The sequence below is a fragment of the Ruegeria sp. CF8 genome (assembly GCF_056537285.1).
In genome coordinates, this window is record NZ_JBQFRG010000007.1 from 261,443 (window position 1) to 281,980 (window position 20,538).

Annotated in this window: 22 protein-coding genes; 9 read left to right on the forward strand and 13 right to left on the reverse strand. The window is 58.4% G+C overall.

Annotation, left to right across the window (positions count from 1 at the left end; genetic code table 11):
- Window positions 1–67 precede the first annotated feature (67 nt).
- A complete protein-coding gene (locus tag ACR0EV_RS17170; RefSeq protein WP_480801199.1) occupies window positions 68–2,449 on the reverse strand; it encodes a mechanosensitive ion channel domain-containing protein in 2,382 nt (793 codons plus the stop codon).
- A gap of 391 nt (window positions 2,450–2,840) precedes the next feature.
- Between ACR0EV_RS17170 and ACR0EV_RS17175 the strand changes: the two genes are divergently transcribed.
- The 7 genes from ACR0EV_RS17175 to ACR0EV_RS17205 are packed head-to-tail and all read left to right on the forward strand — an operon-like array spanning window position 2,841 to window position 9,334.
- Window positions 2,841–4,055, forward strand: a complete 1,215-nt coding sequence (locus tag ACR0EV_RS17175) for a glycosyltransferase family protein (RefSeq protein ID WP_480801200.1) — start codon at window positions 2,841–2,843, stop codon at window positions 4,053–4,055.
- Window positions 4,052–5,299, forward strand: a complete 1,248-nt coding sequence (locus ACR0EV_RS17180; protein ID WP_480801201.1) for a glycosyltransferase family 4 protein — start codon at window positions 4,052–4,054, stop codon at window positions 5,297–5,299. The genes ACR0EV_RS17175 and ACR0EV_RS17180 overlap by 4 nt, the downstream gene beginning before the upstream one ends.
- Window positions 5,299–6,375: a glycosyltransferase family 4 protein gene (locus tag ACR0EV_RS17185; protein ID WP_480801202.1), complete on the forward strand. Its 1,077-nt coding sequence runs from the start codon at window positions 5,299–5,301 to the stop codon at window positions 6,373–6,375. The genes ACR0EV_RS17180 and ACR0EV_RS17185 overlap by 1 nt, the downstream gene beginning before the upstream one ends.
- The gene (locus tag ACR0EV_RS17190; RefSeq protein ID WP_480801203.1) at window positions 6,372–6,956 is read left to right on the forward strand and encodes a histidine phosphatase family protein; all 585 of its coding nucleotides are present in this window, start codon (window positions 6,372–6,374) and stop codon (window positions 6,954–6,956) included. Before ACR0EV_RS17185 ends, ACR0EV_RS17190 begins: the two co-directional genes overlap by 4 nt.
- Window positions 6,953–8,095, forward strand: coding sequence for a glycosyltransferase family protein (locus ACR0EV_RS17195; RefSeq protein ID WP_480801204.1), 1,143 nt, complete (start codon window positions 6,953–6,955; stop codon window positions 8,093–8,095). Before ACR0EV_RS17190 ends, ACR0EV_RS17195 begins: the two co-directional genes overlap by 4 nt.
- A complete protein-coding gene (locus ACR0EV_RS17200; RefSeq protein ID WP_480801205.1) occupies window positions 8,092–8,847 on the forward strand; it encodes a polysaccharide deacetylase family protein in 756 nt (251 codons plus the stop codon). Before ACR0EV_RS17195 ends, ACR0EV_RS17200 begins: the two co-directional genes overlap by 4 nt.
- Window positions 8,848–8,857: 10 nt before the next feature.
- Window positions 8,858–9,334 (forward strand): class I SAM-dependent methyltransferase, encoded by a 477-nt coding sequence (locus tag ACR0EV_RS17205; RefSeq protein ID WP_480801206.1) that lies wholly within the window; start codon window positions 8,858–8,860, stop codon window positions 9,332–9,334.
- Here the strand turns inward: ACR0EV_RS17205 and ACR0EV_RS17210 are convergent, their stop codons facing one another.
- On the reverse strand, window positions 9,335–10,477 hold the full coding sequence (locus ACR0EV_RS17210) for an alpha-D-ribose 1-methylphosphonate 5-triphosphate diphosphatase (protein WP_480801207.1): 1,143 nt from the start codon (window positions 10,475–10,477) through the stop codon (window positions 9,335–9,337).
- Window positions 10,478–10,529: 52 nt separating this feature from the next.
- Between ACR0EV_RS17210 and ACR0EV_RS17215 the strand changes: the two genes are divergently transcribed.
- The gene (locus ACR0EV_RS17215; RefSeq protein WP_480801208.1) at window positions 10,530–11,213 is read left to right on the forward strand and encodes a DUF1045 domain-containing protein; all 684 of its coding nucleotides are present in this window, start codon (window positions 10,530–10,532) and stop codon (window positions 11,211–11,213) included.
- Here the strand turns inward: ACR0EV_RS17215 and phnN are convergent.
- Genes phnN through phnG form a run of 8 tightly spaced genes read right to left on the reverse strand, consistent with a single transcriptional unit; the run spans window position 11,195 to window position 16,791 of the window.
- Window positions 11,195–11,743 (reverse strand): phosphonate metabolism protein/1,5-bisphosphokinase (PRPP-forming) PhnN, encoded by a 549-nt coding sequence (gene phnN, locus ACR0EV_RS17220; RefSeq protein ID WP_480801209.1) that lies wholly within the window; start codon window positions 11,741–11,743, stop codon window positions 11,195–11,197. The genes ACR0EV_RS17215 and phnN overlap by 19 nt on opposite strands.
- On the reverse strand, window positions 11,740–12,423 hold the full coding sequence (gene phnL / locus ACR0EV_RS17225) for a phosphonate C-P lyase system protein PhnL (RefSeq protein WP_480801210.1): 684 nt from the start codon (window positions 12,421–12,423) through the stop codon (window positions 11,740–11,742). The genes phnN and phnL overlap by 4 nt, the downstream gene beginning before the upstream one ends.
- 22 nt (window positions 12,424–12,445) lie before the next feature.
- Window positions 12,446–13,216, reverse strand: a complete 771-nt coding sequence (phnK, locus tag ACR0EV_RS17230; RefSeq protein WP_480801211.1) for a phosphonate C-P lyase system protein PhnK — start codon at window positions 13,214–13,216, stop codon at window positions 12,446–12,448.
- On the reverse strand, window positions 13,213–14,073 hold the full coding sequence (locus ACR0EV_RS17235; protein ID WP_480801212.1) for an alpha-D-ribose 1-methylphosphonate 5-phosphate C-P-lyase PhnJ: 861 nt from the start codon (window positions 14,071–14,073) through the stop codon (window positions 13,213–13,215). Before ACR0EV_RS17235 ends, phnK begins: the two co-directional genes overlap by 4 nt.
- Entirely contained in the window at window positions 14,070–14,666 is a 597-nt protein-coding gene (locus tag ACR0EV_RS17240) for an HAD family hydrolase (RefSeq protein WP_480801213.1), read from the reverse strand. Before ACR0EV_RS17240 ends, ACR0EV_RS17235 begins: the two co-directional genes overlap by 4 nt.
- Window positions 14,663–15,754, reverse strand: a complete 1,092-nt coding sequence (locus ACR0EV_RS17245) for a carbon-phosphorus lyase complex subunit (protein WP_480801214.1) — start codon at window positions 15,752–15,754, stop codon at window positions 14,663–14,665. Before ACR0EV_RS17245 ends, ACR0EV_RS17240 begins: the two co-directional genes overlap by 4 nt.
- A 3-nt stretch (window positions 15,755–15,757) precedes the next feature.
- Window positions 15,758–16,333 carry a phosphonate C-P lyase system protein PhnH gene (phnH, locus tag ACR0EV_RS17250; protein WP_480801215.1) on the reverse strand — a complete coding sequence of 192 codons (576 nt, stop codon included), beginning with the start codon at window positions 16,331–16,333 and terminating at the stop codon, window positions 15,758–15,760.
- On the reverse strand, window positions 16,333–16,791 hold the full coding sequence (phnG, locus tag ACR0EV_RS17255; protein WP_480801216.1) for a phosphonate C-P lyase system protein PhnG: 459 nt from the start codon (window positions 16,789–16,791) through the stop codon (window positions 16,333–16,335). Before phnG ends, phnH begins: the two co-directional genes overlap by 1 nt.
- A gap of 103 nt (window positions 16,792–16,894) precedes the next feature.
- Here phnG and phnF point away from each other — a divergent pair, with 103 nt between their 5' ends.
- Window positions 16,895–17,605, forward strand: a complete 711-nt coding sequence (gene phnF / locus ACR0EV_RS17260; RefSeq protein WP_480801217.1) for a phosphonate metabolism transcriptional regulator PhnF — start codon at window positions 16,895–16,897, stop codon at window positions 17,603–17,605.
- Window positions 17,606–17,650: 45 nt separating this feature from the next.
- On the opposite strand, the gene ACR0EV_RS17265 is transcribed toward phnF, so the two are convergent.
- From ACR0EV_RS17265 to phnE (ACR0EV_RS17275), 3 genes are read right to left on the reverse strand one after another with little or no spacing between them, the layout of a single operon-like run.
- Entirely contained in the window at window positions 17,651–18,265 is a 615-nt protein-coding gene (locus ACR0EV_RS17265) for an LbetaH domain-containing protein (RefSeq protein ID WP_480801218.1), read from the reverse strand.
- Window positions 18,266–18,284: 19 nt separating this feature from the next.
- Window positions 18,285–19,652 (reverse strand): phosphonate ABC transporter, permease protein PhnE, encoded by a 1,368-nt coding sequence (gene phnE, locus ACR0EV_RS17270; RefSeq protein ID WP_480801219.1) that lies wholly within the window; start codon window positions 19,650–19,652, stop codon window positions 18,285–18,287.
- Entirely contained in the window at window positions 19,649–20,530 is an 882-nt protein-coding gene (gene phnE, locus ACR0EV_RS17275) for a phosphonate ABC transporter, permease protein PhnE (protein WP_480801220.1), read from the reverse strand. Before phnE (ACR0EV_RS17275) ends, phnE (ACR0EV_RS17270) begins: the two co-directional genes overlap by 4 nt.
- Between the last annotated feature and the right edge of the window lie 8 nt (window positions 20,531–20,538).

Below are 20,538 nucleotides of genomic sequence, written 5' to 3' on the forward strand. Positions count from 1 at the left end.
CGCGGTCCGGCCCAATGCTTTGTGTGGCGTCTTGCCATAGACGCAATCCAAAGCGGCGGGAGAGCCCCTATCGGTCGTCGCCACCCGGCCCGATGTCGTCCAGATAATCCTCGTCGATTGCAGTCTGTACTGCTCCGGTCACGGCTTCGCGCTGCTTGGGCGTCAGGTCCTCCGCTTCTTTGCCATCCGCCAATCTCACGGTGACTTCACGGTGTGCAAACTTGATTCCCTCACGAGCAAACAATTCGCGAATGTCCTGGTAAACCTTTTTACGCACCAACCACTGATCACCCGGTTTGGTCATGAACTTGACCCGGATAATCATGGCGGAATCCTGCATCTCGATCACACCCTGCGATTTGAGCGGTTGGATAAAGTTCTCTCCGATTACAGGATCGCTCAGCAGTTGCTGACCCAGTTTCTTGATCAGTTTGCGGACCTTCTCGACATCCGTGTCATAGGTCACGCGTAAGGGCAGTTTCATGATGACCCAATCACGGGAGTAGTTCGTCAGCACCTTGATCTCACCAAAAGGAATGGTGTTCAGCGCACCCAGATGGTGACGCAGTTGCATAGACCGGACCGAGATCTTTTCCACCGTGCCTTTGACATCCCCGATGTCGATATATTCGCCTTTACGGAACGCGTCATCCAACAAGAAGAACGCGCCTGAAAAGATATCCCGCACCAATGTCTGCGAACCAAAACCGACAGCCAGACCCACCACACCGGCGCCAGCAAACAGCGGACTAACATTGATGCCCAGTTCCATCAGAACAATCAGCACGATTGTCACAACAACAACGGCCAGAATCGCACCGCGAAACAAGGGTAGCAGCGTTGCCAGACGACTTTGCCCACCCTCGCCGCCTTCATCACCCAGTTCGGCTTCGCTCCCGTCATCGACCTCTTCAGCGATCTTACTGTCAATCCAGATGCGGAAGAAATGAAACAGGATGTAGCCGATGAAGAGTATGACCATCACATCCAGCGCACGTTCTACCGGCAGGTCCTGGCTCCAGTCAGCGTCCGGGTACCAGATGACGACAAGCGCATAAGCCCCGATCACAAAGGCCAGAATACCAGCAACCCTGCGGGCCAGATCTTCGTAAGTCAGAAGGTATTGCTTGCGCTGTTCGGCCTCAGGCGTTTCTGCCGGTGCGATGTCGTCATCCGCTGCTGCGGCTTCTTCGTTGATTTCGTCAATCATGCGGGACCGATCGAAATACCGTTCCAGCAGATAATTCATCGCGCCATAGGCGATGACGACGGACATGAAGATCAGATAGCTGCTGGCAATCAGAGGAATTGGCGTCGGATTCTCTAGCGCCAGATCAACGGCCAAACGGAACCAGCTGAACACAACGTAGACAATCAGGACCGGTGCCCAGCCATAGGACACGACACGCAGCAACCAAGATACCTGATCCGATGCCCGCCCACCCCGGATCGCATGCGAGATCGCCCGAGCGTTGAACAGGATCATCAGAACATTGCCCAACGCGCCAAGCATCGTCAGCCCGCCGTAGACCATGGCGTAAACGTTGTAGTTCAGACCAAAATCCGCGACCCAGGTCGCAAACAAAACAACCGAGATATCGTAGGTCGCCAACGCGGATGCCCAGATGTAAAGCCTACGGGCGTTTTTGTCCGAGAAAGGCGGCAGACGGTATTGGCTCAGATAGGGCGACAGAACCATCCGCCACAGATCGGAGACAGTACGCGCCAGAAAGAACGCCGTGAAGATGGCCGTGACTGTAAACTGGATCGAGATATCTTCGGCCTCGCCGAAGAACAGATACCCAACAATCAGCGCCATCAGCATGGCAAAGATCGTGCCTCCAATCCCCATCACAAAACGGAAGACAAGGAACGGCATCTTTTCGCGGTATCCGACGGGGTTGTCTTTGACCCGCGCCACAACCCAGCGCCTAGCGAAGCGTTTGCCGTAAATCTCGATCGACAGCCAACGCCCCAATAGCAGGAACAGGATATTCCAGCCCAAGACCTCAACATAAGTCTGGATGCGCCCGTCGGGACTGGTCTGACGTAGAATATACTGCACTTCGAACACCGAATAAGGCAGCGCTTCTAGCCGCGATTGCATCGAATCGCGGAATTTCGAGAACCGCTCCTGCGCCTTCATCAGCTGCGATCCGTCGCTCATGGGGTTGTTTGCCCCACCGCCGCCTTCGGCTGAGCTTGCCTCGGCGCCGCCTGCCGTTGTTACAACCTGACCGGTGCTGTCTATGACAATCACACTTGCGCCGGCCTCGCTGGCGGCACGGATCGCAGCGGCAAGATCGTTTTCAGGCGCCGTATCGGACGCGCTGCTCGATCCCGAACCGTAACCGGGAATCAAAGACGTCTGCGCCGAAACGCTGACCGGAAAAGCCAGAACGAAAGCCCACAAAGTCAGGACAATTGCGGCCAGAAAGGTTTGTTTCATAGGGTCTTGCATCCAGATTTTCCGATGCAGGCCAGAATAAACAAGCGTTGAGGGCAGTTCAAACACTCGCACACCTCTGTCTCAATATCGTGTTGAGGCGTGGTATTGGCGCACAGGCGTGTTGCAGCTATTTTCAATCTGGCAAAAATTGAATATGACATTGCACAGGTTGCGGGCGTCTTTGTGTCAGCAATTTCCTTGATCCTTTTGCGGTCCTTTCCAAGCTTTGGTGCGATATGTCGCTAATTCGTCAATATGCTGTTGCCAAATCGCAATGCTTGGAACATTTGCAGGGGCGCTTTTCCGCCTTTGGCAAGCACGACAAAAAAATATACGATAACGCTTGCGAACGCGCGGATTTCGCATCGAGATCAAGAAGACGGGCAACTCTATGAGCCTAGGCACCACCACCTCCAAACCGGACCGCGCGCCGCGTATCCTGTTTTACAGCCATGACACGTTCGGCCTTGGCCATTTGCGCCGGTCGCGGGCTCTGGCGGCTGCGATCACCCAAGCCGATCCAAGCGCGTCGGCACTTATTCTGACCGGATCTCCGGTGGCAGGTCGTTTTACTTTTCCTCGCCGCGTCGATCACGTGCGATTGCCTGGCGTGACCAAGCGCGCCGATGGATCCTATGCCGCGCGCACAATTGGAATGGGCATCGATGAAGTGACCGAGCTGCGCTCGGGTCTGATTCAGACGGCTGTTCAGCAATTCGACCCCGACGTGCTTATAGTGGACAAAGAACCAACCGGTTTCCGCGGTGAACTGTTGCCGACGCTGAACTATCTGGAACGAAACTGCGGCACGAAACTGGTGTTAGGGTTGCGAGACGTTCTGGACGAACCAGAAGTGCTGGCCGCTGAATGGGCGCGCAAAGAAGCTGTCGAGGCGACTGAGCGGTTTTATCATGAAATCTGGGTCTATGGCTTGAAGTCAATCTATGATCCCACACAGGGCTTGCCGCTCAGTGCTGCGGCCCAATCCCGCATTCACTGGACAGGATACCTGCGTCGGGATCTGGGCCCGGTTGGTGAGCCGCCCGAGCAGCCCTATATCCTGATCACCCCGGGTGGGGGCGGCGACGGCAAGGCGATGGTGAACCTCGTCCTGTCCGCGTATGAAAAAGATCCAAACCTGTCTCCGCGCGCCGTTCTGGTGTATGGCCCGTTCCTGTCGGGCGAACTGCGCGAGGAATTCGAAACACGTGTTGCCGCACTGAACGGACGCGTGACAGCGGTCGGGTTTGAATCCCAGATCGAAACTCTGTTCGCAGGGGCCGAGGGCGTTGTGTGCATGGGCGGATACAACACTTTTTGCGAGGTTCTGTCCTTCGACAAGCGTGCCGTCATCGTCCCACGCACCACACCCCGGCTGGAGCAGTGGATTCGCGCCTCTCGCGCAGAAGGGCTGGGCTTGGTCAACATGCTGGACGAGCACCGTGATGGCCTGACACCTGAGGCGATGATCACCGCGATCCGCAACTTGCCCGAACAAGCCCTGCCCTCGCAAGCCATTCAGACCGGTTTGCTGGACGGGTTGGATTATGTCACTGATCGCATTGACAGCCTGCTGACCTGGGAACAGGAACGAGCCACCGGATGACCGCAGATTCTCCGACGCTGGCAGTTGTGGTCAAAGGATGGCCGCGACTGTCCGAAACATTCATTGCGCAAGAGCTTGTAGCACTGCAGGACGCGGGCCATCGGTTCGACATTTGGTCGCTGCGCCACCCGACAGATACCAAACGACATCCCTTGCACGCCCGTTTTACCGGCCAGGTGCACTATTTGCCGGAATACCTTTATGAGGAGCCGCAGCGAGTCTGGGCCGCGCGCGCGGTTGCGCAAACCATGCCGGGCTACGCCGAGGCCTATCGGATCTGGCGGCAGGATTTGCGTCGCGACCCAACACCAAATCGCATCCGACGCTTTGGACAAGCTTGTGTTCTGGCCGCTGAACTACCCGCCGAAGTTCTGGGGCTTTACGCGCATTTCATGCACACACCGTCGTCTGTTGCCCGCTATGCGGCCATCATGCGCGGATTGCCATGGAGCTTTTCAGCCCACGCCAAGGACATCTGGACGTCGCCCGAATGGGAAAAGCGCGAAAAGCTGCAGTCCGCAACACATGGGGCCACGTTCGGCGCCACCTGCACAGCCATTGGGGCCGAGCATTTGCGGGGTCTGGCGGATGATCCTGATCGCATGGACCTGATCTATCACGGGCTCGACTTATCGCGGTTTCCGGACCCGCCGACCCGCATTTTGCGCACAATTGAAAGCCCATTTCATATGATTTCGGTTGGGCGACTGGTTGAGAAGAAGGGGTTCGACCGGCTGATCACGGCTTTTGCCCTACTGCCTGAAAAACTGGACTGGCATTGGACCCATATCGGTGGCGGCGGTTTAGGCGGTGCTTTGCAGGCACAAGCGCATGCCGCTGGCATCGGGGATCACATCACGTGGAGAGGTGCCTGCGATCAGCCCGAGGTGATCGATGCGATGCGAAAGGCAGATCTCTTTGTTCTGCCCAGCCGCATCGCGGCGGATGGTGACCGCGACGGGCTGCCGAATGTGTTGATGGAGGCGGCATCTCAGCTGTTGCCCATCCTGTCGACCCCGGTGTCGGCAATCCCGGAGTTCATTCAAACGGGAACGCATGGCATATTGTCGGACGACGACCCGGCCGCATTGGCGGCAGCCATCGAAGCATTGGCAAACAATCCTCAACAAGCGTCTCAGATGGCTCGTGCTGCCTATGATCGGCTGATAGCCGAGTTTCGGATGGATCCGGGGATCGCTCAACTCTCCAAACGTCTGAACGCCATGTGCATGGACGGCGCATGATGGCGCGGGTCGCATTTTATGCACCAATGAAATCCCCCAACAGCCCGACCCCCTCGGGCGACCGCGAAATGGCGCGGAACCTGATCAAGGCCCTCAAAGCCGAAGGCGACAGGGTTGATCTGGTGTCGGACCTTAGAATCTATGACAAGAGCGGCGATCCGGTCCTGCAACGAACCCGGCGCGGCGCGGCAGAAGAAGAAGCACAGCGGTTAATTTCCAACCTGCCCTCGGATACGGCTTTGTGGGTCACGTATCACAACTATTATAAGGCCCCTGATTTGTTGGGGCCGCAAGTCTGCAAGGCGCGCGGCATTCCTTATGTTCAGTTGGAAAGCACCCGCGCATCCAGTCGGTTGACCGGGCCTTGGGCTGATTTTGCAGCTGATGCTCATCAAGCCTGCGATGCAGCTGATGTCATCTTTTATCACACCGCCAACGACCTGATCACATTGGAACGGGATCGCTTTGGCGATCAGGCTTTGGTCGAGCTGCCGCCATTTCTGCCGCAATCCGAGCTGCCCCCTGCAACAAGCGGGGAAGGCCCCATGCTGACCGTTGGCATGATGCGACACGGGGACAAGCTGGCCTCTTACCAGATCCTGGCCGAAGCGCTTTCGCATCTGGCAGGTGATTGGCATCTGAACATTGCCGGGGATGGGCCCGCACGATCAGAAGTCGAGGCCATTATGGCCCCGTTCGGAGAAAAGGTCAGCTTTCTGGGTCAACTCGACCGCGATGCGCTGCAAGCGGCCTATGAACGCGCCTCTTTGCTGGTTTGGCCTGGTGTGAACGAAGCTTATGGGATGATTTACCTCGAGGCGCAGGCTGCGGGCGTACCGGTACTTGCTCAAGATCGACTGGGCGTGCGGGACGTGCTGGCCCCTTCGACTTACCCATCAGTTGACGATGGGGTGCACGGCTTTGCAAACCGTCTGCAAACTCTGCTGGAGGACGCATCGCTGCGCCGCTCCCTCGGTGCGGCTGCGCGCAACTATGTGGCTGACCGTCATCTCATGCCACAAGCGACTGCCCGCCTTTGGGCAACCCTCCGTCCCTTATTGAAGGATGTGCCATGACCAAGCTTGCGTTACTTCGCCACGGGCACACACACTGGAACCGCGCCGGTCAGATACAAGGCCGCAGCGACATTCCCCTGGACGATGACGCACGAACGGAATTGGCTGGCTATCGCCTGCCGGACAAGTGGGCACAGGCTGACCTTTGGTCCAGCCCGTTGCAACGCGCCTATGAGACGGCACAGATCGTCTCGGGTCGCAGACCGCAGACATCAGATGCGCTGACCGAGATGAACTGGGGCGATTGGGAGGGTCAGCGCGGCGTCGATCTGATCGCGGACACAACAAGCGGCTACAAACATATCGAAGATTGGAGTTGGGATTTCCGCCCGCCAAATGGTGAAAGCCCGGAAGATGTGCGGGTGCGGCTGCGCCCTTGGTTGTCCACGCTGCAAAACGAAACGGTGGCTGTCTGCCATATCGGCATCATGCGGGTCATTCTGGCCCAAGCTTGGGGTTGGAATTTCGAAGGGCCTCCCCCCTTCAAGATCAAACGCAATCGGCTGTATATCGTCGATATGAACACCATGACCGCAGACCCCGATCCCATACGCTTGTCAAAACGCGAGACCTTGCCATGAAGGTGATGATCATTGTCACGCACCTATTGGGAACAGGGCATCTCAGCCGAGCCCTTACCCTTGGGCGCGCGTTTCGAGATGACGGGCACGAGGTCATGGTTGTGACGGGTGGAATGCCTGCACCTCAGTTGGACAGCAGTGGAATGACGTTGTTTGGCCTGCCTCCTTTAAGGTCGGACGGCACCAATTTCACCCGCTTGCTGACTGAAACCGGTGGAGAGGCTGACGCCGCCTATCATGAGGCGCGTGTGACGGCTCTGGTTCAGGCCGTAAAGACGTTCCAGCCACAGGTGCTGATCACCGAGCTCTATCCCTTTGGCCGACGATCGCTGGCCGCCGAGTTCGACGCGGCGATGATTACAGCAACTGAGCTGCCGGTACGTCCGGTTGTTCTGGCGTCGATCCGAGATATTCTGGCCCCGCCCTCGAAACCTGCCAAAGCAGAGCGCGCGGACGACCTCGTGAACCAGTATTATGACGGCGTACTGGTCCACTCGACCGAAAGCGTGACGCCTCTGTCGGTCAGTTGGCCCATGTCAGATCAACTGTCGGGCCGGTTGCACTATACCGGCTTTGTTGCGCCTGAATTGCCCCAACCTCACCCGGATTTGGTGGGTGAAGGTGAAATTCTGGTCAGCGCCGGCGGCGGCTCTGTTGGGCAACCGATCTTTCGTGCGGCCATCGAGGCCGCCCGCCAGATGCCCAACAGGCGCTGGCGCCTGTTGGTCGGCGGGACGGATGCCAAGGCGCGGATTGCCGAACTGTCGGAACAGGCCAAAGGAACCTCGGTCATTCTTGAACCGGTGCGCCCGGATTTTCGCCAGATGTTGCCACTTGCGGCCGCGTCGGTCAGCATGTGCGGCTACAACACCGCCATGGATATTCTGCAAAGCGGCACGCCTGCGGTTTTTGTCCCATTCGATGATGGCAAAGAGCTTGAGCAAGGTCTGCGCGGGCAGAGCTTGTCCGGGCTGTCCGCAATCGAAGTTCTGGAAAGTCAGGCCCTGAACGGAACCGCCCTAGCCGAAGCTGTGAAACGGGTTGTTGATGATGGTCCTCGCGCAAAACAGGATTTCGGATTTGACGGCGCCGCCCAAAGCGTACGCATCGCCAAACGCCTGCTGGAGCAGCGTGCATGACCTCCGACTGGCATCCTTTGGACACCGAGCTGGATCACTGGCGTGCGTCGGGTTTGTCATTTCCGCTCTGGTGGCGTGACGATGACGCCGTCGCTCCGACGCCACCGTTGGATCAATTGGCTGATCTGTCTGCGAAATTGGGCCTGCCTGTTCATCTAGCCGTCATCCCCCACGACGCGACCCATGCGTTGGCCGAGTATATCTCGGACCGACCCTGTTTGATCCCTGTGGTGCATGGCTGGGCGCACAAAAACCACGCGCCTGAGGGAGAGAAGAAGGCTGAGTTCCGACTCAATAGACCGCTGGGCCAGATGGTTGATGATGCAAAGGCAGGAATGACCCGCCTTTATGCGATGTTCGGTGGCGACATGCGGCCCATGTTTGTACCTCCGTGGAACCGCATCGCGCCGGAGATGGTTGCGCAGCTGCCGGGTTTGGGCTTTCGAGTCCTGTCCACTGCGACGCCGCGCAAAACACCTTTTGCCGCACCGGGGCTGGAACAGACTAACACCCATCTTGACCCGATTGACTGGCGCGGTACACGCGGTCTGATCAACCCCGACATCCTGATCGCGCAGACAGTTGATCTGTTGCGCGACCGGCGCGAAGGACGCGCAGACAACGCTGAACCATTTGGCGTATTGACCCATCATCTGGTCCATGATCAGGACATCTGGACCTTTACCGAGACCCTGCTGCGCAAATTGTTGAACGGCCCGGCCACGATCTGGGTCGCACCTAAGAACGAATAAGGACACCACCATGAGCCGACTGGATTCCATGCTGCGCCGATTGACGGCTCAACGCGATGGTTTGAACTGGGCTGCCCAGCGCATCAGCGGCCAAGTGGGCGACGTGCTGGACATGGGTTTGGGCAATGGCCGGACCTATGATCACTTGCGTGAAATCCTACCGGAACGCCGGATCTGGGTGATGGACCGGGTCCTTCAATGTCACCCGGACAGCACCCCTCCGGCCGAAGATTTCCTGCAAGGCGAGGCAGAGCCGATGCTGCAGAAACTGGCGACAGCCGGGCATAAGATCGCGTTGGCTCATTACGATTTTGGTCGCGGGATCAAACAGGAAGATGTGGAGGAAGCCGCGCGACTCAGCCCATTGATCGCGCAGGTCATGCAGCCCGGCGGTTTGCTGATTTCCGGTCAGCCACTTGTCGGCTTTAACCAGATCAAAGGGCCCGAGACGATCGCCCCGGACCGATACCTGTTCTACACCGCCTGATCAGGCGACACGCCGACCGCGCGCCCAGACCGAATTAAGCGCAGGAACCCCGGCCCGCATCCGGAAACGGATGACATCGGCTCGGGCATTGGCACGTAGTTCACCCCGGTCCTCCAATCCCGCAGCCAGAGCGGGGGCAAGCGTGACCGTTTTCATCCCGCGCGCCATATCATCCCACATCTCGCCCAGCATGACAGCCGACAACAACAGGGCCGACGGCACATAATCCGATGACATGATGTCCAGATGCCCAAGTTCGGCCAGCTCGCGTGCCGCGACATTGCCGGAATGCGAGCCACCGCGAATAATGTTCGGCGCGCCCATCATGACCTTGATGTCGTGATCGTGACAGGCCCGCGCGGCTTCGACCGTTGTAGGAAACTCAGCTAGCCGAATGCCGTGACCTGCGGAAACTTTCACCTGATCTTCGGTTGTGTCGTCATGACTGGCCAGAACCGCCCCGAAGCGGCGGGCGGCTTTCACCGTTTCAACCTCATGCACATCGCCATTACGGTCGCGAAGACCCTTTAGCTGGGCCACATGCTGCAGGAACGTATCATCGTCCATCGCATGTTTGCCTTTCATATACGCCTCAAGCTTGGTCATATCGCGGAATTGCCGCTGTCCGGGGGTGTGATCCATGATGGACACAAGACCAACCCGGTCTTCTGGCCCGAACTCATTCAGCTCTTCGACCAAGGTTTCCGAACACACTTCGGCCCGCAGATGCAGGAAATGACTGATCTTCAGCGCATCCTGTTCGCGCAAGTCCCACAATTCCTGCGACAGGCCTCGTGCATACTTTCCATAACGCGCCGCCCCTGACGGGATAGAACCCACCCGCATGGCATCAAACACGGTCGTGATCCCTGTGCTGGCCAATTCCGCGTCATGTGCAAGGATCGCAGCGGCATGAGGCCAATCCACCCGTGGCCTGGGTTGAATGTGACGCTCAAGGTTATCTGTGTGCAACTCAACCAAACCGGGGCTGACATAGTCGCCTTCGCAATCAATCGCGCCGGACGGAACAGTGGCTCCGGCATTAATCTCGACAATAGTTTCGCCCACAATTCGAACGCTGCCGGTTACGGTTTCATTCGGCAACACAAGCGTGGCATTGGCAAGGATCAAGTCTTCTGTCATCTGAACTTCACGCAGTTTGAGGTAGTGGAAGGCCACGCAATAGGAGGCCAATGTGACATTCACGCGATACGCGATCTATTTTGCGCCACCCGCCAATGCGGAGTGGACGAAGTTTGCAACCAGTTGGCTGGGATGGGACATGGAAACCGGATCTCTGGTCGCGCATCCGGTAGTCGGAGACATCGACGTTGCCGCAGTCACGGAAGTGCCACGTAAATACGGGCTGCACGCGACGATGAAACCCCCCTTCCGACTGCGCGAAGTCCAGACCTTCGACGCCTTGCACGCAGCTTGCGGTTCGTTCGCCTCCAACCAACCTCCTGTCACGCTGGGTGGCCTCGAGATCGCGCGGCTTGGCCGCTTTCTGGCCCTGCGCCCCATGGGTGAGACGCAAGCGTTGAACACCCTGGCCGCCGCTTGTGTTCAGCAGTTGGACAGTTTTCGCGAAGCCGCAACCGAGGCTGAACTGGCCCGCCGCCGCGCCGCTGGCCTGACACCGGAACAGGACGCCAATCTGGTTCAATGGGGCTATCCATACGTACTGGATGCCTTTCGCTTTCACATCACGCTTAGCGGCAAGCTGGATAAGCCGACCCTTAAGGCTACCCAAGAGGCGCTGCAAACCCAACTGGCCCCGTTGCTGCCACAACCCTTCCAGATCAACGACCTTGCCCTGATGGGTGAGGCAGAAGATGGGCGGTTTCATCTGATCCATCGTTACGCGCTTTCCGGTTGAAGTCGTGCGAGGATCTCGGCGACCGTATCTTCCAGCGCACCGGAGTTGTCGATTTCGATGACCCGTTTCAAACCACCTGGCAAAGGCGCTTTGGCGCGGCCTAACCGCCGAGTCTGCTCAGCCGCGTTTTCCCGCCCACGCGAGGACAAGCGCTGCGCCAGAACATCAGCTTCGGCAGTCAGGGAAATCACGATCAGATCGCCAAACACCTCCTGCGCCTGCACCAACACGGCACGAGACAGGTTGACCAAAACGGCGTCAGCATTCTGACGCTGCTGTGTAATCTTGTTCGGAACACCGTAAAACAGGCCATGCGCTGACCAGCTCAACGCAAAAGCCCCTGCCCCTTCCATCTGTTGAAACGTCGCGACGGAAACCCGGTCGAAATCCTCGCCCCCTTCCCCTTCGGGACGAGTAATCACGCGCCTCAGGCGTTGGATGCCCGGTGCCCGGGCTACCAACGCTTGCATGACGCTGTCTTTGCCGACACCCGAAGGGCCGACAACCGCTATGACCGGAGCAAGCGTCACGCTGCCAGCCCCGGTGTAAAGTCCGAAACATTGACCTCGCGGTCACAGACACGCTCGCGGGCTTCGAGGTCGTGGAAAATCCCAACAATCGCCGCACCACGGTGCTTTGCCTCTTCAATCAGAGACAAAACGGTTTCCCGGTTGTGCGCATCCAGGCTCGCCGTCGGCTCATCCAGTAACATCGCCGGATATTCATGCGCAAAGCCACGCGCAATGTTCACCCGCTGCTGCTCTCCGCCAGAAAATGTCGTGGGGCTGAGGGTCCACAAACGCTCGGGAATATTCAGCCGTTTCAGCAACCCGGCCGCCTTATCCAGCGCAACTTGCCTGTCCGTGCCTACGGCCAGCAGCGGCTCTGCCACAACTTCAAGCGTCGGCACCCGAGGCACAACCCGCAGGAACTGGCTGACATAACCCAACGTATCGCGACGCAGCGACAGGATCTGGCGCGGTTCGGCTTTCGCCACGTCCAGCCCCCCGACCAGCACCTGACCAGAAGCAGCCAGATAGTTACCATAGATCACCCGCATGAGCGTGGACTTACCTGCACCGGACGCCCCCGTCAGAGCGACACATTCCCCCGGAACGACCTTCAACGTCGCGCCTTCCATAACCGGGATCACGGCGCTGCCCTGATTGTGAAGGGTGAAGCTCTTGCTCACATCGATCAGTTCAATCATCGCTTCATCTTTTCCTAAATACTCAAACCTGCAGGACGCTGGACACCAGCAGCTGCGTGTAGGCATGCTGCGGGTCGTCCAACACCTGATCGGTCAGCCCGGCCTCGACAACGTGACCGCTTTTCATCACCATCAGCCGGTCTGCCAGCAAGCGCACTACGGCCAGATCGTGCGTCACGATGATGGCACTCAGCCCCATCTCGCGAACCAGCCCGCGCAACAAATCCAGCAAGCGCGCCTGAACGGATACGTCCAGGCCACCGGTCGGTTCGTCCATGAACACCAGACGAGGGCCCGTCACCAGATTGCGCGCGATTTGCAGACGCTGCTGCATCCCGCCAGAAAACGCGCTGGGGCGATCATCCACACGGGCTGCTTCAATCTCGACCCGGCCCAGCCAGTCGATAGCCTTGTTCCGAATGTCGCCATAGTGCCGGTCGCCAACGGCCATCAGCCGTTCACCAATATTCCCGCCTGCGCTGACAGACATACGCAGCCCGTCGCGTGCGTGCTGATGCACAAAGGCCCAATCAGTGCGGCCGAGCATTCGGCGTTTCGGTTCAGACATGGTCACGGTGTCTACCGGTCCGTCCACTCGGGTATCAAAGATCACTTGCCCGGCGTCCGGCTCAAGATGACCTGCCAGACAGTTGAGCAAGGTCGATTTGCCGGACCCACTTTCACCGACGATCCCCATCACTTCTCCGGGGTAAAGATCGAAACTTACATTTGTGCATCCAATCCGCGCGCCATAGCGTTTTTCGATGCCCTTGACTTGCAACAGAGGGGTCATGCCGCGTCCTCCTCAGCCAGTCGGCCCAGGTGACCTGTTTCGCGGCGCGACCGACAATAGTCAGTGTCGGAACAGACAAACATCCGGTTGCCTGCATCATCCATGATAACCTCGTCCAGATAGCTGTCCTCGGCCCCACACAGATCGCAGGGATGGTTGGCTTTGGTGGCCTCAAACGGGTAATCCTCGAAATCGAGGCTCACAACCTTGGTATGCGGGGGCACTGCATAGATACGCTGTTCGCGCCCTGCACCGAACAGCTGGATCGCGTCCATCTCAAGCTTTGGGTTGTCGAATTTCGGGATCGGAGACGGGTCCATCACATACCGGCCAGACACTTTCACCGGATAGGCATAAGCGGTTGAGATCGCCCCGTGCTGACTGATGTCCTCGTACAGCTTCACATGCATCAGCCCGTATTCTTCAAGGCTGTGCATTTTGCGCGTCTCGGTCTCACGCGGCTCCAAAAAGCGCAGAGGTTCCGGGATCGGCACCTGATAGACGATGATCTGGTCTTCGCGCAGTTTCGCCTCGGGGATGCGGTGGCGAGTCTGGATGACAGTTGCTTTTTCCGTCTCCTCCGTGGTGGCAACTCCAGCGGTGTTCTCAAAGAACTTGCGGATCGACACTGCGTTGGTGGTGTCGTCTGCGCCTTGATCGATCACCTTGAACGTATCCTCGGGCGTTAGTGTCGCCGCCGAGACCTGAACGCCACCCGTCCCCCAGCCATACGGCATCGGCATCTCGCGGCTGGCAAAGGGTACCTGATACCCAGGCACAGCCAGACCTTTCAGGATCGCCCGGCGGATCATCCGTTTGGTTTGTTCGTCCAGATAGGCGAAATTATACTCGCTCATAGGAGACCTCTTTCGATCAACGCGCCTTCCAGCGCTTGAGGCGTCGTAAAGTGGATGCCATCCATGCCAACGGCGCGCGCGCCGTCGACGTTGTGCAGCCCGTCGTCTATGAATATGCAGTTTTCGGGCGCAAGCCCGGCCCGCTCACACAAGCGATGAAAAATCTCAGGTTGCGGTTTCAACAGCTTTTCCTGACCAGACACGATGGTCACACCAAAGACGTCGCCCAACTCGGGATGCGCACCGACGCCAACCGGCCATGTTTCCGCCGACCAATTGGTGATCGCATGTACCGGCGTGCCCTGCTCTTTCAATCGATAGAGTACCTGCCAGGCACCTTCGATCTTTTGCGGAACGGTCCTGGCATAGCGCTCAACGTACACACTCAGGCGTTGCCGGTCTTCGGCGTCATCCAGTTCTGACGCCAGATCGGCGAAGTTCTCGCCGCCATCCGCCCTCAGATTGCGATCCTGGAAATCGATACGGGACAGAAACTCTGCCACCGCCTCGCGGCTTCCCATTTCGTCCAACCATGCCAGATGCGGATCCCATCGGATCAGCACATTTCCGATGTCAAAAACGACGGCCTTCATTCTGCGGCCTCCTTTGGCGTAATGCGTTCTTCAGCCTCGCGGCGCAGTTTGCGGACCAGTTCCAGCTCAGACTGGAAGTCGACGTAATGCGGCAGTTTGATGTGTTCGAGAAAGCCAGTGGCCTGAATGTTGTCGGCGTGGCTCAGGACAAATTCTTCGTCCTGCGCGGGCGCACCCAGATTGTCTTCGCCCAGTTCTTTCCAACGCAGCGCTCGGTCGACCAGAGCCATCGCGATGGATTTTCGTTCGGACTGACCAAAGACGAGCCCGTATCCGCGCGTGAACTGCGGTGGTTCGGTCTTGGAGCCCGTGAACTGGTTGACCGTCTCACATTCGGTCAGCTCGACTTCACCGATATCAATGGCGAAACCCAGCTCGGGGATCTCCATTTCCACAGCGACCTTGCCGATGCGCAGTTCGCCAACAAAGGCGTGGTTGCGGGCGTAGCCGCGCTGGGTGGAATAGGCCATGCCCAGCACAAAGCCCTCGTCCCCGCGGGTCAGTGACTGCAAACGCAAGGGGCGGTTGGACGGAAACTCCATCGGCTCGCGGGTCAGATCGCCCGGGGTGTCATCGCTGGCGAGTTCATCCTGAATGATGTCCTCTCCCTTCAGGAATTCGGTGATGTGCGGCGTGGGCTCCTGACGTGCCGCGCCTTCGGGTGCCTTAGGGGCTTCACCATCAGCAGCCAGTTTGAAGTCCAGCAAACGGTGGGTGTAGTCGAAAGTCGGCCCCAGAACCTGCCCGCCGGGCGCATCCTTGAACGTCGCCGAGATCCGACGGTCGCACGCCATCTCACCTGTTTCGACCGGAATGGAGTAGCCAAAGCGCGGTAATGTTGTGCGGTAAGCGCGAATGAGGAAGATCGCCTCGATCAGATCACCACGCGCCTGTTTGATCGCCAGCGCAGCAAGATCGGGGTCAAACAGGGACCCTTCAGCCATGACCCGGTTCACCGCAAGGCTCAGTTGTTCGCGGATCTGTGCAAGGCTCAGCTCCGCCACGTCCGTTGCGCCCCGGCGTTCTTCGGCCAGCCATGCATGGGCGTTCTCGATGGCTTTTTCGCCCCCTTTGACTGCTACATACATCGCTTAGCCCTCTGTCCTGATCTGCGTGCTGCGCGGCAGAGCCGCGATCCTGTCACCGCAGGTAAAGAAGAAATCGCACCCCAGCGGATACAGCATCGCATTGCCTTGAAGCGCTGGAACATCCGGCAGAGACAACGGCGCGGTTTCCTTGATCCCGGGGCCGCTCAGAATGGCACCGCTTTGCGCAAGCTGGTCGCATTCTACAATCAGGGTCGCGGACCGATCCGGGTATTCCGGCGTTCCGATGCGATAGGCGTTCAACGGACCCAACGCCCCCCACGTTCCAACGGCGAAGTCTGCCAGGCCCGCAGACACAATCGGCGCGCCCGTGTGGAAGGTCAGCCATTTGCGCACCGCATCAGTATCAGCGTCACCAGCCAGATGAACCTTCGTTTCGGGGTCGCACAGCGTCAGCAACAGCGTGCCCGCTGCCGCGGACAAAGGCGCTGGCGGTTCACTGCCCGTAAGAGCGCGGATTTCACCCGGGCGTGCCATCACAGTCATGGCAGCGCGGAACGCGTGGGCGGCCTGGACAGGTGCGTTTTGAAAGCCCCCTGAGAACTGTGTTTGCGCAGCCATCAGTCTTCCCCCCGGACCAGCGTAAAAAACTCGACCTTCGTTGCGGCTGCCTTGGCGGCGCGTGCGGTTTTGGTCTTCTGCATTTGCGTCTGCAGCGGGTTGATCAGCTTTGCCTTCAACTCATCCGCGGAAGACGTCTGCATCATGGCATCAATCATCGCTGCGGCTTCGGCTTTAGGCTTGGATCTGCCCTGCACATATCCGTGACCGACCGTGCCATCCTGCAGCACGACCGAACAGCGCGTGACGGTCATTTCACCCAGATTGAACGGCGCTCCGGTAGCTCCGGTGCGGCCTCTCACCATGACGCCGCCCACTTCGGGGCTGCGCAGCCATTCAAAGCTTGGGCGGTCCTGAATGCCATCCCATAGCGTCATCAAAGCATCGTCCGGCGCGCGGGCCAGCAGACCCATCCATTCCTTCCGCGCCTGCGTCGCGATTTCTGTCTGATTTGTCATCAAAGCCTCTTGGCCGGGTTGTCTACATGAACTATACAACTAGACAAATATTACCCCTTAGGCATCCGAGTCGCAATCCGCGATGGTGTGAAGATTTGATGACATGAGCAAAACACCGATCTGGAAAAGCATCGCCCTGCGCCTGACCTCGGACATCGCCGAAGGGCGCTATCAAACCGGAGACCGCCTGCCGACCGAAGCACAATTGGCTGCCACTCATGGCGTCAACCGTCACACGGTGCGGCGCGCGTTGGCAGACATGTCGGAACAGGGGCTGGTCCACGCCAGGCGCGGCGCAGGTGTGTTCGTGGCGGCGCGCCCCACGGATTATCCAATCGGAAAAAGGGTGCGATACCACAAAAACATCTCGGCCAGCGGTAAGATGCCGGGCAAGAAAATCCTCGCGCTGACCACGCGCGCGGCAGATGAGGCCGAAGCAGAAGCGTTGGGTTTGGACAAAGGGGATCCGGTGCATGTCTATGACGGTCTGTCATTGGCGGACGGGCAGCCTGTTGCCGTGTTTCAAAGCGTTTTTCCGGCCGCGCGTTTTCCCAACCTTCTGCAGACGCTGACTGAAACGCAATCGGTCACTAAAGCTCTGCAAGCCTGCGGTATCGCGGATTACACGCGCATCTCGACCCGTTTGACAGCACGCGGTGCAACGGCAACACAAGCCTTACAGCTTCAGCTGTCTGAGGGGGCCCCGGTTCTGTTCTCGGTCGGTGTAAACGCAGACCCAGATGGCCAGCCGGTTGAATTTGGGCGAACCGTTTTCGCGGGTGAGCGGGTCACGCTGACCCTAAACGAAGAATAGACCCCCAAAAAGGGGGGGTCAGTTCGTGGATCGGCGAAAGCAGGGTTACGCGTACTTTTCCAGAAACGCTTCGGCACTTAGCGTGCGAAAATCGGGCAAAGCCGCGCGAAGTCTGTCGTTGTCCCAATCCCACCACGCAAGCTGTTCCATCCTGTCCGCGACGCCCTCGGGGAACCTGTTGCGTAATACCTGAGCCGTGACACCTGCAACAATCGTATAAGGCGGCACGTCTTTGGTCACCACTGCACCCGAAGCAACCACGGCACCATTGCCGATCGTGACCTCGGGCTTGATGATCGCAGCATGTCCGATCCAAGTATCATGCCCGATCCGGGCCGTCCGACTGGCGCGATGAGCGAACCAATCCGCATCATCTTCGGCATCGTCCCAATAGTCGGCGGAACGATAGTGAAAATGATGCAGCGAGGCCTTGTCCATTGGGTGATCTGTCGCTCCGATGCGGGTAAAGCTTGCAATGTTTGCGAACTTTCCGATCTCGGCATTAGCGATATCGCAAGTCCGGTCGCAATAGGAATAATCGCCCCAAACCGAGTTCGCCACTCGGCTGCCAGCACCGATCTCAACATATGCGCCAAAGCTGCTGTTGGTGATCTGACAACCGGTGTGAATAAACGGTTGATCTGCGCTCAGTCGTGCCATTGCGTGTCCCAACTTCGACTCAGGGTAACAAGAATGCTTTGCGCGCAGCGTCACGCGGTTTGCGTTTTTTGCCCGTTTCGCCCTGGATCAACCGTTTGCGCAGCCAACCCGAGAACCAGTCCATCAGCATGACCATCAGGATGATCAGGATGATGTAGTATGCGACCTCTTCCCAATCCTTTTGCGTGATGATTGCCTGCGTCAGCAGAAGACCAATGCCACCCCCTGTGATTGCGCCAATCACCGTCGCGCTGCGGGTGTTGGATTCCAGAAAATACAACAGCTGGCTCAACAAAACGGGCGTGACCTGCGGAATGACCCCAAATCGATATCTCTGCGGTGCATTTGCGCCTGTGGACTGAACGCCTTCGATCTGCTTCTGGTCCACATTCTCTAACGCTTCCGAGAAGATCTTGCCGAAGGTCCCGGTGTCGGTCACCAAAATGGCAAGTGCGCCTGTCAAAGGTCCGGGGCCAAAGGCACGGGCCAGAACGACAGTCCAGATCAAGGCGTCCACGCCACGCACAAAGTCGAACACGCGACGCGTTGCGAACCGGATGGATTTCATCGGGTTGAAGTTGCGCGTTGCAAGGAAAGCCAGTGGCAATGCGACCATAGCCGCGCCCAGAGTGCCCAGAAACGCCATCAGGATCGTCTCGAATATCGCCCAGGCAACGTCCTGATGGCGCCACATCTTGTTGGTCCAGAAGTCATTAAAAATTGCACCCGCCTCACCCGACGCCGCGCGTCCGGCCAGTTCGGGGAATGACTTTCCGTAATATGGGCTATCGAGCGTGAACCAGAACAGCTCCCACCCGGTGAAGTAGCGAAACACTTCCGACCGATTGCGGGTGACTGTCAAACGGCCAGCATCCGTCTTGATTGCCAAGCGGTTCTTCGAAACGTTGATCCACTCTGGCACGTCACCCGCAGGCAACTCGGCCTGTACGCCAGCTGAGCGACTGGGTGTTGCCCGAACAGTTCCATAGCCGGGGATGTCATACTCGACCGTTTCCGGCCCGAACCGCACGACATGACCGTCTTCCAGATCGATCACGGTTGTCTCGCCCAGCGTCACCCAGTCCGGGGCCTGACCTTCAGGATACGCGCCCTTGCGTTCGCCTTCGATCGCGGCCGAGACTTCGCCGGTTCTATTGTCACGCTCGACATGCGTCTTGTAGCTGTAGCTGTCCGATACCAGTGTCTTACCGTTTTCCCAATTCGCGCGCGCCGCAAGCCCCGGAACGTCAAACGCGAAGAAGACGTAGACTAGGTAAGCCAGCACCAAAGCAGGCAGCCCGAAATTGACCAGTCTTTTTCGGCTGAACAGACGATCCGCTTCAGCTTTCAGCTCATCGACGGTCAGATTGGTTGCGAAGGTGCTCATACAGAGGCTCCTTTTTCCGACCCATGAGTCAGACGGTCGCGCAGGACACCGGACAGCTGGTCTACGACGACGATTGTTACGAAAAGCAGAAGGAAAATGGCTGCGGCCTCGTCGTACCGCCCCTGTCCCCAGGACATGGCGTTGCGCAGCTCATAGCCCAGACCGCCGGCACCAACAAAACCCAGGATGGCCGAGGCGCGGATGTTGATTTCGAACCGCAGCAGCGCATAGCTGACATAGTTGGGACCGACCTGCGGGATCACGCCCAGATACATGCGTTGCGACCAGTTCGCACCCACCGACTGCAGGCCCTCGACCGGCTTGAGCGAGGCGTTTTCGTTGACCTCGGAAAACAGCTTGCCCAGTGCGCCCGCTGTGTGAATGGCGATTGCAATCATTGCCGGCACCGGGCCACCGCCCAAAATGAATATCAGTACAAGTGCGATGACAATCTCGGGGACGGCACGGCACACATCTGAAATTCGGCGAAATAAAGGGATCAAGGCAGGCCAAAGCGCCATGCCGCGCGTCGACATCAGGGCCAGAAACGTGCCAGCGATCGCGCCGATCAAGGTCGAAGCGGCAGCGATATTCAGTGTTTCGATCAGTGCGGGGAAAAACTTGGCCAGGTTTTCCGGCAGCGCGCCGATTTTTTCCCACGCTTCGGACAGAACCTCAGCGGGGTAGTCGAAAATACGCGTCCAGCCATCGCGGAAACTGCCAGCGTTGCGGTCGTCAGCAACACGAAAGCCCGAGGCCATAACGGCGACGAACAGGATCAGGAGGATACCACCATAGACCCTTTTGCGACGCGTCATTGACGTATAGTCATTGCGGATCTGGTCGACGGTCGGGGACCCAGCGGTCAGGTCTGTCATGGAATGCT